Here is a 16,575-nt window from a genome sequence, read left to right as displayed (position 1 = left end):
AGCGAACACGACCCCTACATTGTTCTGGCGAGTGCTTGGGTGAGCAAACGCCTGCCGGACTATAACAAGGGGCTTCGCGCCAGGCAGATACCTCTTTGTGGGTATACCGCCTGCGGTTTCTAGCGGGCTACCTCTTTAGACGTACCTCTTTTTCCGGATTGAGCGGAAATTCCTTTTGGGCAAGTATTTTTCCAGGCAGGAATTATCGCATCGCTGATGCGGAACACGCTGATGTCAATTCGGACTAAGAGGCATACCCATGAACTCACGCGTTGCAATTATTGGTGCAGGCCCTTGCGGCATGGCACAACTTCGAGCGTTCCAATCGGCTCGGGACAAAGGCGCTGCCATTCCCGAACTGGTCTGCTTCGAAAAGCAACAAGACTGGGGCGGCATGTGGAACTACACCTGGCGCACCGGTCTGGATGAAAACGGCGAACCGGTCCACGGCAGCATGTACCGCTACCTCTGGTCGAACGGGCCGAAAGAGTGCCTGGAGTTTGCCGACTACACCTTTGAAGAGCATTTTGGTCGGCCAATCGCCTCTTACCCACCCCGTGAAGTGCTCTGGGACTACATCAAGGGCCGCGTCGAGAAAGCCGGTGTGCGCGATTACATCCGCTTCAACACGGTGGTGCGTCAGGTCACCTTCGATGAACACACCCAGCGTTTCTCTGTTCTGGCCCATGACTACAAGAACGACACCGAGACCCTGGAAGAATTTGATTACGTGATCAATGCCTGCGGGCACTTCTCGACGCCAATAGTCCCGTACTTCCCAGGCTTTGAACATTTTGCCGGGCGTATTCTGCATGCCCATGACTTCCGCGAAGCACTGGAATTCAAAGACAAGAATCTCTTGATTGTCGGTAGCAGCTACTCTGCCGAGGACATCGGCTCGCAGTGCTACAAGTATGGCGCCCGCAGTATCACCAGTTGTTATCGTACGGCACCCATGGGCTACAAGTGGCCAGCAAACTGGGAAGAAAAACCTCTGCTGCAACGCCTTGAGAACGACCGGGCCTATTTTATCGACGGCACCAGCAAACCGATCGACGCGGTGATTCTGTGCACGGGGTACAAACACCATTTCCCGTTCCTGCCCGAATCGCTGTGTTTGAAGACCGACAACCGCCTTTGGCCGCGCAACCTCTACAAGGGCATTTTCTGGGAACCCAACCCGAAGCTGATCTACCTCGGCATGCAGGACCAGTGGTACTCCTTCAACATGTTTGATGCTCAAGCCTGGTATGCCCGCGACGTGATCCTGGGGCGTATCGCCCTGCCCGACGCTGCCACCCGCAACGCCGACTGCCTGCAATGGCAAGCACGCGAAGCCGAGCTGCAAACCAACCAGCAAATGTTCGAATACCAGGGGGCGTACATCCAGCAACTGGTGGATGCAACGGACTACCCGAGCTTCAACATCCCTGCTGTGAACGAAACCTTCCTGCACTGGAAGCACGATAAAGCGACGAACATCATGGGCTACCGTGATAAATCCTATCGCTCACTGATGACCGGCACGCAGTCACCGCCCCACCATACGCCGTGGCTTGAGGCGCTGGATGACTCAATGGAGGCCTACCTCAACGCGCCACACGTTAGCGTCAAATCCGCCAGCTAAGCCGCCCAGGGACTCAGGACAGAGGAGAAGCGGCATGCACGCACCCCGTATTTCACGACCATGGGAACCCGGCCTGTTCACCCGGACACCGGCAACCGAGCACTACCGGGTCAACGGCGGCGGCCTGACACTGGTCGAGCTGGACCCCGGCGATACCCTGCAGATTACTGATGTGGAGGGCCTCCAACCGTGTGAAGTCATGGCCTTCAGCGCCAGGGCCAACCCGGCTCTGGCGGGCCTGGGTTTGCTCGCTGGCAGCGGCTGCGGTTTTATCCAGCAAACGCTGGCAGGCAACAGCCGACAGGTCATGCGCATACTGCAGGCGCTCACCAAACGTGGCTTCGACACCCAGCGCCTGCCGGGCGCTGGGATGCTCTGGAGCTTTGATTCGGCTGCGGGCTACAGTCGCCAGTTCACCCTCAGTGAGCCACTGCTGCTGATCATTGCCGCGCCCGCTCACGCAACGTCAGTGGACGCCCAGCAAACGCCCAGTGAACTGCGGATACGGCTGCATCGCGCCAATCCATCCGTGGTCCATGTACCCACGCTGCCAGAACCCCTGGCCGACCTGGTGGACGAGTTCACCTTGCCTGCCGGCAGCGCCCGCAGCTACACCGTGGGCAAGGGGCAATACATTCAGGTCATCGATGTCGCCGGGCGCCAGTCCTCGGACTTCGTTGCCCTGAACCGACGAGACCTGGACAAGGGCCTTGAGTTCGACCTTGACCAGACCGTTACTCGCACCCTGAACGGCAACGCCTATCCCGCACCTGGATTGTTCAGCAAGTTCTTCGACCGGCAGATGCGCCCCATGCTCGAGGTGGTGCGCGACACCGTCGGCCGTCACGACGCCTTTGCCCTGGCCTGCACCGCACGCTATTACGAAAGCCATGGCTATTTTGCCCATGACAACTGCAGCGACAACCTCAGCCGTGCCCTGCAGGCCCATGGTGTTCAGGCTCGCAGCGGCTGGCCGGCGATCAACTTCTTCTTCAACACGGCCATCGACGCCCATCAACAGATGGTCATGGATGAACCCTGGTCGCGGCCGGGTGACTACGTGCTGATGCGGGCAATGAACGACCTGATCTGTGCCAGTTCCTCCTGCCCCGATGACATCGACCCGGCCAACGGCTGGAACCCGACCGATATCCATATTCGTGTCTACGCCGACAAGGAACGATTCTCTATCGCCATGGCCAATCGAAAAACGGCGGATGCCGACCCGGTGCTGACCCAAGAAACAGCATTCCACTCCCGCACCAGCGCCTTGACCGGCAGCTTTACCAATTACCGCAACTGTTGGCTGCCGCTGCGCTTCGATGGTTTTGGCGCAATCGACGAGTACTACGGTTGCCGTGAGCGTGTTGCCGTCATGGACCTGACTGCCCTGCGCAAATTCGAGATTCTGGGCCCCGATGCCGAGGCGTTGCTGCAGTACTGCCTGACCCGTGACGTCAGGCGCCTGGCCGTCGGCCAAGTGGTCTACTCGGCCATGTGCCATGAACATGGCGGCATGCTCGACGACGGCACATTACTGCGCCTTGGCCCGGACAACTTCCGCTGGATCTGCGGCGAAGAGTACGCCGGGGTATGGCTACGTGAGCAGGCCGAAAAGCTCGGCATGAAAGTCTGGATCAAGTCGGCCAGCGAGAAGATCCACAACCTGTCGGTGCAGGGCCCGCTGAGCCGAGCGCTGCTTAAACAGATGATCTGGACCCCGGCCACACAACCAGGGTTGGACGCGCTGGGCTGGTTCCGCTTTCTGGTCGGACGCCTGGACGGTTTCGACGGTTGCCCGGTCATGGTTTCCCGTACCGGCTACACCGGCGAACTGGGCTACGAGGTATGGTGCGCCCCGCAGGATGCGGAACAGGTCTGGGACCGTATCTGGGCATTGGGCCAACCCTTGGGGATCGTGCCGTTGGGGCTGGAAGCCCTGGACATGTTGCGCATCGAGGCCGGGCTGATATTTGCTGGCTACGAGTTCAACGACCAGACCGATCCGTTCGAGGCCGGGATCGGCTTCAGTGTGCCACTCAAGAGCAAGACCGATGACTTTATTGGCCGTGAGGCCTTGCTGCGGCGCAGTGCGCACCCCACGCACAAGCTGGTCGGGCTGACACTCCAAGGCAATGAAGTGGCCCATCATGGCGATGGCGTGTACCACGGACGGGCGCAGGTCGGGGTCATCACCAGCGCCTGTCGCTCGCCATTGCTGGCGAGCAACATTGCCCTGTGCCGCCTGGATGTGGCTTACGCGGAGCTGGGGCAGGCGCTGCAAGTGGGCAAAGTCGATGGTGTGCAAAAACGCATCGACGCCACGGTCTGTGCACCGATCTTCTATGACCCGGACAAAAGCCGCGTGCGCGCCTGACCCCGCACGCCAAGCGGAACACAGGCCGACACCACAAGAACCCATCGCCGCTGGTCAGCCAGCGGCGACTGCCCGCACCTCAAAGATCGCCCCTTCAATACCCAGCACCTCGCCGCCATCGGTGAAAATGCCCGTCCCCTCTTCCTGAACCCACTTGACCGTACCGTTGGCGCAGCGGATCTGATACGTCAGCGAATAGGGTTCGCGCCGGAGCAATGCGGTTTGGACGCCATACCAGATGTAGTCAGCGTACTCTGGCAAGATCAACCGACCATAGCCGCCGGCCTCTCGGTCCTCGATCGCCTCGGCGCTGAAACCGGTCAGTTGCTCACAGCCTCGACTGACAAACTCCATCGTCCACTCACGGTTGATCCGGCCGCGATAAATCATGAACGGCAGGTTGTGTAACAAATCGCTGGCACTGCGGTGGCTGGCCCGCAGTTGAAATTCCTGCTGACGCCGAGAGGTGCGGTCCTGGAGCGACAACAGCGCACACCCGGCCTTGAACCGGCAAGACACCTCACACCAGAGCAACCCGTTGCCCTGATCAATCAGCCGCAGTTCAAGGGCTTGCGGTGCAGGATCAGGTGTTTTCCAACGGGCGATGAAAGCCTGCCACAGCCCTTGGTCTTCATGGTGCACCGCATCGCTGAGCAGGTCTCCGACCGTGGGTGTCATGCGCTGTGACCAGTGGGTGTTGTGCCCGATGATCCGTGCCTCGCCATCGAGTACCACCAGGGCGACAGGAAAGTCATCCAGCAGGTTGGCCAGGCTCGCGAGCTCAGTGAACGGCATTCGTCCTCCCTCCGACAAGCTGGGTGGCACAGTTCTGGTGAACCCAGGCCGCCAACTCAAGGCGCGAGCGCATCTGCAACTTGCGCATCAGGTTCTTGACGTACACCTTCACCGTCCCTTCGCTGATCCGCAGGTCACGGGCAATAAGTTTGTTGCTCAAACCATGGGCAAGCAGGTTGAGGGTTTGCTTCTCCCGCTCGGTGAGGCCCGCGAACTGGCCATGGGCGGTGCTTGCCGCATCGCTGACCGCCGCGCCGGGAGCATCAGCGAGCAATGCCACCAAGCTCTCATTAAGCACCGCCGAGCCTCGGCCACAACAGCGGACATAGTCGAGCAGCACCTCGGGATCGGTGTCCTTGAGCAGGAAGCCCTGGGCCCCGAGGCGTAACGCGGTGACCAGTTCCACCCGGTCAAGCGAGGCCGTCAGCACGATCACCTGACACTCACACTTGAGTCGGTTCAATTCCTCAAGCACTTGCAAACCCGTCATGCCTGGCATGTGCAGGTCGAGCAAGACGCAATCGGGCTTGAGCCCCAGCACCAGGTCGATTCCCAGCAACCCTTCCGCCGCCTGCCCGACCACTTCATGGTCGCCACTGTCGGCGAACATTTCCGAAAGCCCACGGCGGAACAAGGGATGGTCATCAATCAAGACGATCGATGTGTGATTCATGGGTGACTCCTCATGGAAAATCCGTCCGCTGGGAGCACCAGCGCCAGGCGCGTACCTCCACCCTGGCGTGCCCCGACCTCAAACCCGGCGCCGATCAGCGCCGCCCGTTCCTGCATGATGGAAATGCCAAAATGCCCCACTTCACGTGAAGCCGGTTGCAGCCCGATGCCGTCGTCCTCGACCTGCATCAACACCCCTGCAGCCGTGTCACGGACCAGGCTGATCCAGACATTGCGCGCCCGCGCATGGCGCAGCGCGTTGACCAGTGCCTCACGAACGATCTGTAGCAGTTGCAGCTCGACGTCGCCAGACAACAGGCCATCGGGTAATCGATTATCCAGGTGAAACACCATACTGCTGCGCCGTGAGAGCTCCTCGACGGATTCACCGAGAGACTCGCGCAGGGTTTTACCGTTCATGGTCAAGCGCGCTTCACTGATCAGCTCGCGGACTTGCCGCTGTAGCCTCGACAGCCCGCCTTTGAGCACCTCGACGATAGCCAGCGCCTTGTCCGGCTGCTGAATACGGCGCTGCAACCGAGCGGTCTGCAATGACAAATAGGCCAGCTCCTGGGCGACCCCATCGTGCAACTCCCGGGCAATCATCGACTGCGGCACTGCTCGGCTGTTGGGCGATAGCTGGGAGCCTTTGAACGCGTGCTGCAATACGCGCTCAATAAAGCGGGCAAGCTCCAGCAGCAGCGTCCGCGCACCCTCGGGAGCAACCTTCGCAGCACTCATCGTCAGCCGTCCATGCCCCTCTTGGCCGGGCACGTGAACGCTGACCGCCAGTTCGTCTTCAGGTGCTGCCGGCATGTGCAGGTCGAGGTGCAGGCTCGCACCCACAAGCAGGTTGGAGACCTGAGCAACAAAGCCCTCGAGCACCCGATTGACGTCCTCTTCCCCCAGCATGGCAAACAGCAATTCGGTTTGCAGTAACGCCAACGCCTTCTGGTCGATAGCCGAGTACTCGCTCATTGGACAATCCGTCAAAGACCCTCCTCCTGCATGCCGACAGTGGCGTCATTGCAGGGTGAATCAACGAGCAAGTTCCGTACCTCTTTGCGCTACCCCTTAAGAGGTACTCCCAATGAGCGAATTGCCAGGTAATTCCCTGTAGGAAACTATATCCACCAACAGGAAAGCACGCCCTGCCCTGTCCGCGTAGGGCGCAGGCGCTGCCCGAGGCAATACAGCGCGCACCAACAGAAGGCCTGAAGGCCTCGATTGCATCAAAGCGTTGCACGCAACCTGACGACTTGACCCTGCCACTGATGAGCCTATCCCGCCTGGCCAGTCCTTCAGGCTTGCCAGGGTGATCCACACAGCAGAGAGCGCACATGGCTAACTCAACGGCAAGCCCCCATGCTCCATTCAAAAGCGTCCCTTACTACCCGCCCATGGCGATCAATCCCGATGCCCGGTGCCACCTTGTGATCAGCGACGGCAGTGACCTGCCGCGCACCCAGGCACTGGTCAGCCGCCTGGCGCAAACCCCACGGGTCGACAGCCTGGTTCTGGGCGCCTCGGATACCCCGTCGCTGCAGCGCCTGCTGCAGGTCCTGGCGCAGTGGTTTGCAGGCCTGCATGTCGGTGTACAGCTGCATGTCCTTGGCAGCGAAGCCTTCCTCTGGACGATCCATGCACAGGCCACCGCGCACGGTTTGTCGAACGAGGAAATCAGCCTGTGCAGCCCAACCGACGCCATGCAACGCCTTGTTTACTGCGTGCATTGCGCCAACGTGCACAGCCACCCGCTGGCCGACGCAGTGAAATGCCCGGCCTGCGCTGTGGCACTGGAAGTGCGTGAGCATTTCTCACGACGCTTGGGTGCCTACCTGGGGGTCTGCCGGAATGCAGACGCACCGTACTCGGGGCTGCCAGCATGAACGACGTTATCCAGGTACGCGTACACGCCGCCCTCAACATTACCCCGGTGATTCGCGAGATCACCTTTGAACCGGTCGACACCGCCCTGCCCGCTTACTCGGCGGGCAGTCATGTCCAGGTGCATATTCCGCTGGCACAACGCACCCTGCGCAATGCCTATTCCCTGCTGAACGCCCCGGCAGACCGCACGGCCTATCGCATTGCCGTGCGCTTGCAGGAGCACTCGCGCGGCGGCTCGAGGTACCTGCACGAAAACCTCAAGGTGGGTGACGTGCTGAACCTCTCTCGCCCGGCCAACCTGTTCCCCATTCACACCCTGGGTCGCCATCACATCCTGATCGCCGGGGGTATCGGCATCACGCCGTTCCTGGCCTACAGCGAGCACCTGTTGCGCGAAGGCGCCTCATTCGAGCTGCACTACGCCTATCGCAGCGGCCTCACCGATGCCTATGTGCAACCGCTGGCCGAGCGCCTGGGCGACAGGCTGCATGCCTACGACAGCCTGGAGCGACCACTGAACCTGGCGCCGATCCTGAGCAACCAACCGCTGGGCAGCCACCTGTACATCTGCGGGCCACAGCGACTGCTGGCCAGCGTCCGGGAACAAGCCAGTGCCTTGGGCTGGCCGGACGGACGCATTCACTGGGAAGCCTTCAGCAGCGCCGAACCCGGCCTACCGTTCAGCGTTGAATTGGCACAGAGCGGGCGCCGTATCGAGGTTGGTGCTGACCAAAGCCTGCTCGAAGCCCTGGAGGCCAACGCTGTCGAGATCCCCAACCTCTGCCGTGGCGGGGTGTGCGGGCAATGCGTAACCCGCTACGTGAAGGGCGATGTAACCCACCGCGACCACTTCCTTGCCGCTAACGAGCGCGCTGACCGCCTGATGCCGTGTGTGTCCCGCGGCTGCGGCAGCTCGCTGGTGCTCGACCTCTGACTTTTGCCTGGAGCCTGGCCATGACCCTGATCCTCAAACCCGTCGAGACCTATCGCGACGACTTCACCTTCAGCAACAGTGCCCACGCGATCGCACGCTTTCCGTTCCCATTTCCAGAAGACCAGTACAGGTACTCGGTCAACATCGAGCCGGCCACATCGCGCGATCCGGGCTCGGTGTTCGAGCACTGGTTCGACATTGACGAGCACTACCGCTCCGAGATGGCCGAGCGGGCGCGGGTCTTGGAGCAAGACCCGCGACGCTATCTGGTCATGCCACACATGCAGACGGCGTCGTGGGACGCGCTGCAGATGTTCATGGAGCACCTGAGCAACGACTACCCGGCACTGTTCAGCCTCACCCGCGCGGGTGACCAATGGCATTGGCGGAACCACGTTCTGGGTATCGACCAGCACTTCACCTTTGGTGATCCCGGCACACTGCCCTGCGAACCACTGGAGTTCATTACCCGCCAGGTCCAGGGGGATATCGCCCTGCTCGACCAGCGCGACAACGACCTGTTCATGGATGCTGGCATGGTCACAAGCCCGGCGGACTGGTCACTGGCCTTCGACGCCGGCATGAGCTTCAAGCAATGGCACACCCCAGTGCCCATGGCGCATGAACTGGGCGTGTTTGACCGGGCCCTGAAATACCTGCTGAACATTCAAGTGGACAAGCCGGTACGCCGCTTGAACTGGACACTGACGATCAATCCGCGCATGGACACCTCGCCGGAAACCTTCCACGAATGGGGCCACGACCGCAGTACCGTCACCGCAGAAAACGCCGGCGCCCTGGTGCATCTGCGGGTCGAGCTGCAATTCATGGCGCGCCTGCCGCGCAGCAACGGGCTGATGTTCAGCATCCGCACCTACCTGATCAGCCTCAACGAACTCGTCACCAACCCGGTCTGGGCCACGCGCCTGCATCGGGTGCTGCGCGACTTGCCCGACCCCATCGCCGACTACAAGGGCATGACCCGCTACCGCCAGCCGCTGCTGGCATGGCTCAGCCAATTCGACCCACACGCCTGACTCTCTCAACGACCGGTTATAAGGAAACGATCAATGGCTCATTCATGGCGCATCAGCGCACTGCGCGACCGACACCTGGCCCTGGGCTCCACGCTCGAAGACTGGAACGGCATGGGCACCGCCTGGACCTACAGCTCGGACCTGGCCGACCATCACGAGGCGATCCGCACCAAGGCGGGCCTGATGGATGTCTCGGGGCTGAAAAAAGTCCACTACGTCGGGCCTCATGCCGAAAGCCTGCTCAGCTACGCCACCACTCGGGATATCAGCAAGGTCTACCCGGGCAAGTCGGTGTATGCCTGCATGCTCAACGAAGACGGAAAGTTCGCCGATGACTGCGTGATCTACCGCACGGGCCCGAACGCCTTCATGGTCGTGCACGGGGCAGGTAACGGCCATGAGATGCTGGTTCGCCAAGCGGCAGGCCGGCAGGTCGCCGTGCTGTTCGACGACGACCTCCACGACCTCTCGCTGCAAGGCCCCTTGGCCGTGGAGTTTCTTGCCGAACACGTGCCGGGCATCCGCGACCTGCCCTACTTCCACCATGTCCAGACCACGCTCTTCGGCCACCCGGTGATGATCTCGCGCACAGGCTACACCGGCGAGCGGGGCTACGAAATTTTCTGCAAGGCCGCCGATGCCCCCTCGATCTGGGACACCATTCTGGAGAAAGGCCGCGCCCTGGGCATCGTCCCCTGTGCGTTCCTCGCCCTGGACTGGCTGCGCACCGAAAGCTATCTGCTGTTCTTCCCCTATGACAACTCCGAGATGTACCCGTTTGCGCAGGAAAAAGCCGGGGACACGCTCTGGGAGCTGGGCCTGGACTTCACCGTATCACCAGGCAAGCAGGACTTTCGCGGTGCCCACGAGCACTACCGCCTGCAAGGTCAGGAGCGCTTCAAGATCTTCGGCGTACTGATAGACGCCCCACTGGCCGCCGAACCTGGGGATACCTTGTGGCAGGACGGCAAACAGGTCGGCGTCATCACCTGCCCCATGTACTCACGCCTGACAAAACGCTCCCTGGCCATCGCCCGGATGGACACCGCCAGCGCCGTGCATGGCACACCCCTGCGGGTCAAAGGCAGCCTGGAAGCCAGCGCCATCGCCCATGAAATGCCGTTCGACGACCCCGAAAAGAAAAAACGTACCGCCAAGGGCTAACCCGACACACGGGGCCGCACTCGCGCGCCCCGTGTGCTGTCACCCATTCCCCTCATTGGATCACCCCGCCATGAACCAGTTCGTCTTGAACATCAGTTGCCCGGCACGCTCGGGTATCGTCGCCGCCGTCACCACCTTCCTTGCGAACCAGCAGTGCTACATCAGCGAACTCGCGCAATTCGACGACGAGGTCACCTCGCGCTTTTTCATGCGCGCAGTATTCCGCTTCAACGACGGCTGCGAACCCGACATCGACCGGGTTCGCAGCGGGTTCGTTGACGTGGCCATCCCCCTGGATATGCAGTGGGAACTGTTTTCCTCCAGCCAGCCGCCGAAAGTACTGATCATGGTCAGCAAGTTCGACCACTGTCTCGTGGACCTACTGTACCGTCATCACAAAGGCGAGCTCGACATGGAGATCACCGCCGTTGTCTCCAACCACCTCGACCTGCGGCACATGGCCGAACGCGAAGGTATCCGCTTCGTCTACCTGCCGGTGAACAAGGACAACAAGGCCCAGCAGGAAGCCGAACTGATAAAAATCCTCGAGGACACTGGAACCGATCTGGTGGTGCTTGCGCGCTACATGCAAATTCTTTCTGACGACCTCTGCCGCAAGCTGTCTGGCCGCGCAATCAACATCCACCACTCCTTCCTGCCCGGTTTCAAGGGCGCCAAACCCTACCACCAGGCCTACGCCCGTGGCGTTAAACTGATCGGCGCCACCGCCCACTACGTGACCAGCGACCTCGACGAAGGCCCGATCATCGAACAGGAAGTGCAGCGTGTTGACCACGCCCACCAGGCCGATCAGTTGGTGGCTATCGGCCGGGATACCGAGACCATCGCACTCTCGAAAGCACTGAAATACCACTTGCAACATCGGGTGTTCATCAACGGCGACAAGACCGTTATCTTCAGCTGAGTCCAACTCGCCAGCGCTTGCCAGAGACGCGGTCCACCGGCAGAAATGTCGGTGGACCCTGCGCAGCCGCTGACCCACCTGCACCACCTGCACCACCACCGCTACCTCAACCCAGCGACGGCAAGCTCAACTCAACCGCCGTCAGCGGGGCATTTACCGCAAAGCCGTTCCACAGCTCGCTGAACGTCTGCCCATTGCGCGGATGCCGGGAGGTTGGCGCAAGCTGGGCCAGGGGTTTAAGCACGAAGGCCTGCTCCAGAATCTCCGGCCGTGGCAACTCAAGGTCGCCGAACTGTCCGACCTGATCGCCATACATCAACAGATCAATATCCAGGCTGACCTGTTCCGGTGTCTCCCGGCAGCGACCGAAACGCACCTCCAGCGCCTTCAGTTCAGCAACCAGGGAGGCCAGGGAGCGGCTGGTTTGTGCCTGCACGACCATATTGAAAAATGGCGGTGCCGACAGCCCGACCGCACGGCTTTCAAAGACCGAAGAACAACGCAATGGCCCCAGTGACGTCCGTAACGCGATGCACGCCTGACTCAAATGCCACTGCCTGCGCAGGTTGCTACCCAGGCCCAGGTAGACGTCATGGACCTGGATGTCAGTGAACCCGAAGGTGCGACGCTGTAGAGCGGTCATAACAACATCCTGAAAAACACCAACCATCAACCGTGATGCAAAGGGGCGACCTGCATGCACAGGTCGCCCCTTTCGCCCACCCTCGATACTCAGACCGCGTCGGCGCCCACCTCGGCGGTGCGGATCCGGACAACCTCCGACGCGTCGGTGACAAACAGCTTGCCATCACCGATCTTGCCCGTGCGTGCAGCGTTGATGATGGACTCCAGCGCCGCCTCGCACAGCGCATCGGTGACAATCGCTTCAAGCTTGATCTTGGGGATCAGGTCGACAACGTATTCAGCGCCCCGATAGATTTCGGAATGCCCCTTCTGCCGACCGAAGCCCTTGACCTCGGTCACCGTCAGCCCTGTCACGCCCACTTCAGCCAAGGCCTCACGTACATCGTCGAGCTTGAAAGGCCTGATGATCGCAGTGATCACTTTCATGAGTGCGCTCCTTAATTCGAGTACTTGTAGCCCACTTCGCCGTGAGAAGAGAGGTCCAGACCGTCTACTTCATGCTCTTCGTCGACACGAAGGCCACGGCATAGCACGGCGGCCACCTTGAAGGCGATATAGCTCGACACCGCCGAGAACAGAATGCTGAACGCCAAGACACCGCCATTGACCCACAGCTGATCCAGCACGCCGCGATCCCCACTGAAACCCAGCCCGCCCAGCGAGGTCATGGCGAACACCGGGGTCAGCAAACCGCCGACAATGCCGCCAACACCATGCACGCCAAACACATCGAATGCGTCATCCAGCCCCAGGATCGGCTTGAGTTTTTCCACGGCCCACAGGCAGATCGGCGCAACGATGAAGCCCAGCAGGATAGAACCCATCGGGCCGACGAAACCGCAGGCCGGGGTGATCGCGACAAGGCCGGCAATCGCCCCGGACAACGCGCCCAACATGCTGGGCTTGCCGCGATGCTTCCACTCGACGAACAACCACGCCAATGCCCCGGCCGCGCTGGCGAGCATGGTGTTGACCATCACCAGCATGGCAAAACCATTGGCCACCAATGCACAACCGCCGCAGAAACCCAGCCAGCCGACCCACAGCATTGAGCCACCGGTCATGGTCATGGTCATGTTATGCGGCGCCAGTGCCGAGGTTCCGTAGCCGCGACGACGCCCCAGCAGGAAGGCGCCGATCAGCGACGCAATACCGACATTGACGTGCACCACGTTACCGCCGGCGAAGTCCTGAACCCCCAGGTTGAACACCCAGCCACCGCCCCAGGCCATATGCGCCATGGGGAGGTAATTGATCGTCAACCAGATAGCCATGAACACCATGACCGCCGAAAACTTCATCCGCTCAGCGAACCCGCCGCAGATGATGGCCGGGGTAATGGCTGCGAACAGGAGCATGAACAGGAAGTACAACAGCTCGGGAATGGTGCCTTGAAGTGAGTCCGGGCCTACGCCCTTGAGAAACAGTTTATCAAGCCCGCCGATGATCGCTTGCCATTCGCCACCCGAGGTGAACGTCAGGGAATAGCCGTAAATCGCAAACAGAACTGACATCAATGATGCGACTGAAAACACTTGCATCAGAATCGAGAGCACATTCTTGCTACGTGCCAACCCGCCATAGAACAACGCAAGGCCAGGCAAGGTCATCAACAACACCACCAACGCGCACGTCGCCACAAAGGCGGTATCACCGCTATTCAGCGCAGGCGGCTGATCCGCAGCCCATGTAGGAAGCGCCCCGGACGTGAGCGCAGCGACCGCCGCCAATCGGCCACCTCTGAAAGAACCGTTCATGTGTATTCCTCAACAGTGATGCAGCATTGCTCTCATGAGTGGCGTGCGACCCATCGCCCGCCCCCTAGCTTCAGGTTCGCCAACAAAATTTCCCAAAAAGAAAATTTCATTCCCAAAGGTAAAAGCAATCTATTTGCCAAACTGCCTGCCGTTACCTCCAAGGAGGTAACAAAAACTCGCAGGAATCGACAGAAACACCGGAGGAACCGAGGTGCTGGGATGAAAAGGCGCGTAGCGGACGGTATGCGCCGCTACGCGGTGGTGCATCGAGGGTATGAACAGGACAAAATCGGGCGTTTTGCCCCGCCGCGTCAGCGCTTCGCAGCCAGCGCGGCCAATAATGCCCCATCACGCCCGTAGATATCCGGGGCATAGGACACCTTGCCCTGGCTGTCGGCCTGGGCCGTCCAGTACGTGAGCAGAATCGGTACTGGCGTTGCCAGGCGGAACTCGTGGGTGAGCCCGGTGCTCAGCAGTTGGTCGGTGCGGGCACGCTCGGCCGGGCTCAACAGCAGATCGCGCAGCTGCAATGCGTGCTCGACCCGCACGCAACCCGAGCTGAACGCCCGCGGCCCTTTATTGAACAACGCCTGGCTGGGCGTGTCGTGCAGGTACACCGAATAAGGGTTGGGAAAACGGATCGCCATCTGCCCCAGAGGGTTCCTCGGCCCGGCGCCTTGACGCAAAAGGATGTTGCCGGGATTTTCCCAATCGATCTCATCCGGCGCCAGTGGCTGCCCATCGCTGTCCAGCACCTGCAGGTTCTGGCGGCTCAAGAAGGTTTGATCCCGGCGAATTTCCGGGAGTTTGTCTTCACGCAGAATGGTCGGTGGCACGGTCCAGGTCGGGTTCAGGGTCAGGCGCGTTACCCGAGACTTCAGCAGCGGGGTCTGGCGCTCGGCACGGCCTACCTGCGTGCGCGTCTGCCACACCGGTACGCCGTTCTGATAGACGATCAACTGGGCGGCCGCGACATTCACCAGCAGGCTGTCGGGCTCCATGTCCTGGGCCAGCCAGCGAAAGCGTTCGAGGTTGATCCGCAACTGCTCGCGCCGCGCCGCCGGGCTGACGTTCAACTCGCTCAAGGTTCCCGGCCCGATCACCCCGTCCGCTTGCAGCGAATGGCTGAGCTGGAAATTTTTCACCGCACTGACCAGCGTGGCGCTGTAGTGCGAATCGACGGTAACCGGGAGGTGGCTCAAATACCCCTCGTTCAACAGCCGCTGAGCAAGCTGCGGCACGCGCGCATCCTGCATGTCCGGGCGCAACAAAGGGCCACTGGCAAGCGACTGCCAATTGGGCAACGGCTGCTGCCGCTGCTGGGCATAGACATGGCGCAGGTGCTGATACTGCTCCAGGCTCGGGCGGGCCTGGGCAAAGGCCACGGCGATGTTCTGCAGGCCCGGACCGGCGATCGCCAGCACCTCGGCACCTCGATCACGCGGCACCTCGTTGGCATGCCACAACGGCTCGAAACGCCCCTGCGGCAAACGGCCATAATGCAGATCCTGCAAGGCCTGAAGGTACTGTTGGCTGATCTGGATGTCAGTACACAGCGCGTCGCCTGCCACATTACTCGTCGGCAACTTGTAGTTGGCCGGGTCCAGGCCATCGTCGGCCACGTGCTGCAACTCAGCCTGCAAGGCCGCCACCCGTCCGCCGACCGACCAGACCTGCTGGCCATGTTGCTGCTGATAGAACGCCTGAAGCAGCACCTGCATCGGCGTGTCCACGTGCTTGGCCAGGCCCGGGCACGCGACCGCCAATTGAGTGAGCGCTAATTGCAGCGGGCTTTCATTCTCAACAGGCGCCACTTCGGCAAACGCGACCAATGGCGCAGCGAGCAAGCAAATGCTCAAGTAACATGCGGACTTTTTGAACAACTGCTTTACTCCAATCCATGGCCGTCACGGTTGACGGTCAACCTCTGCAGCAGATACGACACGTAATCGGGCCAGCGTACACGCTAGGCTGCCGAGGGAGACGACACGATGTCAGGAGTCAAAGTGGCAAGGGAGACTCTTCACACATGCTGACCTTTTTGTGCCGACTTTTTCTGGCAACAGCAACCTTGGGCGTGATCTGCACGCCAACGTTCGCCGCCAACACAAACAACCCTGCTTTGTATGACAGCCTCTCGCAGGCCGCTCCAGAACTCAATCCCCAAGCGCTAAAAGGCGCCCTGAGCGCCATGCAATGTGCCGTCAATAACGGCGCCCGGCAAGCGCGACACCTGGCCGTGATCGACTACTCCCAACCCTCCACGGCACGTCGGCTCTGGATCTTCGACCTGAACAAAAAGACCGTGGTGCTGCGCGACCTGGTCGCCCATGGTCAAAAGTCCGGGGAAAATTTCGCCACCCAGTTTTCCAATCGCCAAGGCAGCTACCAGTCCAGCCTCGGGCTGTTCCGCACCCAGGAAAGCTATGAGGGCAGCCACGGTTACTCGCTACGCATGGACGGCCTGGAGCCGGGCTTCAACGACCAAGCGCGGGACCGTGCCATCGTGATTCATGCCGCTGACTATGTGAACCCCTTGTGGAGCCAACGCCAGGGCCGTATCGGCCGCAGCCAGGGCTGCCCGGCTGTTCGACCACAAGTGGCGCGACAGGTCATAGACAAACTCAAGGGCGGTCAGTTCATGTTTTCCTGGTACCCCGACCAACGCTGGCTGAAATCCTCGGCCTACCTCAACTGCCAACCACGGCAGGTGGCGAGCATCCTGACCGCCAGCGGGGGCTGAAACGCAGCG

At 60.9% G+C, this 16,575-nt stretch carries 15 protein-coding genes; 8 read left to right on the top strand and 7 right to left on the bottom strand.

The window, feature by feature from the left end:
- Positions 1 to 259: 259 nt before the first annotated feature.
- On the top strand, positions 260 to 1,627 hold the full coding sequence (locus IE038_RS03905; protein WP_189395177.1) for a trimethylamine monooxygenase: 1,368 nt from the start codon (positions 260 to 262) through the stop codon (positions 1,625 to 1,627).
- Positions 1,628 to 1,661: 34 nt separating this feature from the next.
- The gene (locus tag IE038_RS03900; protein ID WP_163938878.1) at positions 1,662 to 4,004 is read left to right on the top strand and encodes a trimethylamine N-oxide demethylase; all 2,343 of its coding nucleotides are present in this window, start codon (positions 1,662 to 1,664) and stop codon (positions 4,002 to 4,004) included.
- 54 nt (positions 4,005 to 4,058) lie between these two features.
- On the opposite strand, the gene IE038_RS03895 is transcribed toward IE038_RS03900, so the two are convergent.
- The 3 genes from IE038_RS03895 to IE038_RS03885 are packed head-to-tail and all read right to left on the bottom strand — an operon-like array spanning position 4,059 to position 6,449.
- Positions 4,059 to 4,799 (bottom strand): PAS domain-containing protein, encoded by a 741-nt coding sequence (locus IE038_RS03895; protein WP_163938876.1) that lies wholly within the window; start codon positions 4,797 to 4,799, stop codon positions 4,059 to 4,061.
- Positions 4,786 to 5,472, bottom strand: a complete 687-nt coding sequence (locus IE038_RS03890; RefSeq protein ID WP_189395176.1) for a response regulator — start codon at positions 5,470 to 5,472, stop codon at positions 4,786 to 4,788. The genes IE038_RS03895 and IE038_RS03890 overlap by 14 nt, the downstream gene beginning before the upstream one ends.
- Positions 5,469 to 6,449, bottom strand: coding sequence for an ATP-binding protein (locus tag IE038_RS03885; RefSeq protein ID WP_189395175.1), 981 nt, complete (start codon positions 6,447 to 6,449; stop codon positions 5,469 to 5,471). The genes IE038_RS03890 and IE038_RS03885 overlap by 4 nt, the downstream gene beginning before the upstream one ends.
- A 362-nt stretch (positions 6,450 to 6,811) precedes the next feature.
- On the opposite strand from IE038_RS03885, the gene IE038_RS03880 reads away from it, so the two are divergent.
- From IE038_RS03880 to purU, 5 genes are all read left to right on the top strand, one after another.
- The gene (locus tag IE038_RS03880; RefSeq protein WP_163938872.1) at positions 6,812 to 7,360 is read left to right on the top strand and encodes a dimethylamine monooxygenase subunit DmmA family protein; all 549 of its coding nucleotides are present in this window, start codon (positions 6,812 to 6,814) and stop codon (positions 7,358 to 7,360) included.
- Positions 7,357 to 8,295, top strand: coding sequence for a PDR/VanB family oxidoreductase (locus IE038_RS03875; protein WP_163938870.1), 939 nt, complete (start codon positions 7,357 to 7,359; stop codon positions 8,293 to 8,295). The genes IE038_RS03880 and IE038_RS03875 overlap by 4 nt, the downstream gene beginning before the upstream one ends.
- Positions 8,296 to 8,315: 20 nt before the next feature.
- A complete protein-coding gene (locus IE038_RS03870) occupies positions 8,316 to 9,332 on the top strand; it encodes a heme-dependent oxidative N-demethylase family protein (RefSeq protein ID WP_189395174.1) in 1,017 nt (338 codons plus the stop codon).
- Positions 9,333 to 9,365: 33 nt separating this feature from the next.
- Positions 9,366 to 10,496: an aminomethyl transferase family protein gene (locus IE038_RS03865; protein WP_163938868.1), complete on the top strand. Its 1,131-nt coding sequence runs from the start codon at positions 9,366 to 9,368 to the stop codon at positions 10,494 to 10,496.
- 70 nt (positions 10,497 to 10,566) lie between these two features.
- Positions 10,567 to 11,421, top strand: a complete 855-nt coding sequence (gene purU / locus IE038_RS03860; protein WP_163938866.1) for a formyltetrahydrofolate deformylase — start codon at positions 10,567 to 10,569, stop codon at positions 11,419 to 11,421.
- Positions 11,422 to 11,527: 106 nt separating this feature from the next.
- Here purU and folK read toward each other — a convergent pair whose 3' ends face one another.
- From folK to IE038_RS03840, 4 genes are all read right to left on the bottom strand, one after another.
- A complete protein-coding gene (gene folK, locus IE038_RS03855; RefSeq protein ID WP_189395173.1) occupies positions 11,528 to 12,064 on the bottom strand; it encodes a 2-amino-4-hydroxy-6-hydroxymethyldihydropteridine diphosphokinase in 537 nt (178 codons plus the stop codon).
- An 89-nt stretch (positions 12,065 to 12,153) separates the two neighbouring features.
- Entirely contained in the window at positions 12,154 to 12,492 is a 339-nt protein-coding gene (locus IE038_RS03850) for a P-II family nitrogen regulator (protein ID WP_163938863.1), read from the bottom strand.
- Between the two features lie 11 nt (positions 12,493 to 12,503).
- Positions 12,504 to 13,823 (bottom strand): ammonium transporter, encoded by a 1,320-nt coding sequence (locus IE038_RS03845; protein ID WP_163938861.1) that lies wholly within the window; start codon positions 13,821 to 13,823, stop codon positions 12,504 to 12,506.
- A gap of 311 nt (positions 13,824 to 14,134) precedes the next feature.
- Positions 14,135 to 15,706, bottom strand: coding sequence for a L,D-transpeptidase family protein (locus IE038_RS03840; protein ID WP_163938859.1), 1,572 nt, complete (start codon positions 15,704 to 15,706; stop codon positions 14,135 to 14,137).
- Positions 15,707 to 15,852: 146 nt separating this feature from the next.
- Between IE038_RS03840 and IE038_RS03835 the strand changes: the two genes are divergently transcribed.
- Entirely contained in the window at positions 15,853 to 16,566 is a 714-nt protein-coding gene (locus tag IE038_RS03835) for a murein L,D-transpeptidase catalytic domain family protein (protein WP_163938857.1), read from the top strand.
- Positions 16,567 to 16,575: the final 9 nt, after the last annotated feature.

Origin of the sequence: Pseudomonas laurentiana (assembly GCF_014648275.1) — a bacterium.
Lineage (GTDB): Bacteria > Pseudomonadota > Gammaproteobacteria > Pseudomonadales > Pseudomonadaceae > Aquipseudomonas > Aquipseudomonas laurentiana.
The sequence above is the reverse complement of the archived record's forward strand: the minus strand, read 5'-3'. Positions and strand labels throughout refer to the sequence as shown.

Bases quoted from the DNA above. Each gene is read 5' to 3' on its own strand.
- IE038_RS03850 (WP_163938863.1), bottom strand. From the start codon at position 12,492: ATGAAAGTGATCACTGCGATCATCAGGCCTTTCAAGCTCGACGATGTA.
- IE038_RS03870 (WP_189395174.1), top strand. From the start codon at position 8,316: ATGACCCTGATCCTCAAACCCGTCGAGACCTATCGCGACGACTTCACC.
- IE038_RS03905 (WP_189395177.1), top strand. From the start codon at position 260: ATGAACTCACGCGTTGCAATTATTGGTGCAGGCCCTTGCGGCATGGCA.
- IE038_RS03865 (WP_163938868.1), top strand. From the start codon at position 9,366: ATGGCTCATTCATGGCGCATCAGCGCACTGCGCGACCGACACCTGGCC.
- IE038_RS03845 (WP_163938861.1), bottom strand. From the start codon at position 13,823: ATGAACGGTTCTTTCAGAGGTGGCCGATTGGCGGCGGTCGCTGCGCTC.
- IE038_RS03900 (WP_163938878.1), top strand. From the start codon at position 1,662: ATGCACGCACCCCGTATTTCACGACCATGGGAACCCGGCCTGTTCACC.
- IE038_RS03885 (WP_189395175.1), bottom strand. From the start codon at position 6,449: ATGAGCGAGTACTCGGCTATCGACCAGAAGGCGTTGGCGTTACTGCAA.
- IE038_RS03890 (WP_189395176.1), bottom strand. From the start codon at position 5,472: ATGAATCACACATCGATCGTCTTGATTGATGACCATCCCTTGTTCCGC.
- purU (WP_163938866.1), top strand. From the start codon at position 10,567: ATGAACCAGTTCGTCTTGAACATCAGTTGCCCGGCACGCTCGGGTATC.
- IE038_RS03875 (WP_163938870.1), top strand. From the start codon at position 7,357: ATGAACGACGTTATCCAGGTACGCGTACACGCCGCCCTCAACATTACC.
- IE038_RS03880 (WP_163938872.1), top strand. From the start codon at position 6,812: ATGGCTAACTCAACGGCAAGCCCCCATGCTCCATTCAAAAGCGTCCCT.
- IE038_RS03895 (WP_163938876.1), bottom strand. From the start codon at position 4,799: ATGCCGTTCACTGAGCTCGCGAGCCTGGCCAACCTGCTGGATGACTTT.
- IE038_RS03835 (WP_163938857.1), top strand. From the start codon at position 15,853: ATGCTGACCTTTTTGTGCCGACTTTTTCTGGCAACAGCAACCTTGGGC.
- folK (WP_189395173.1), bottom strand. From the start codon at position 12,064: ATGACCGCTCTACAGCGTCGCACCTTCGGGTTCACTGACATCCAGGTC.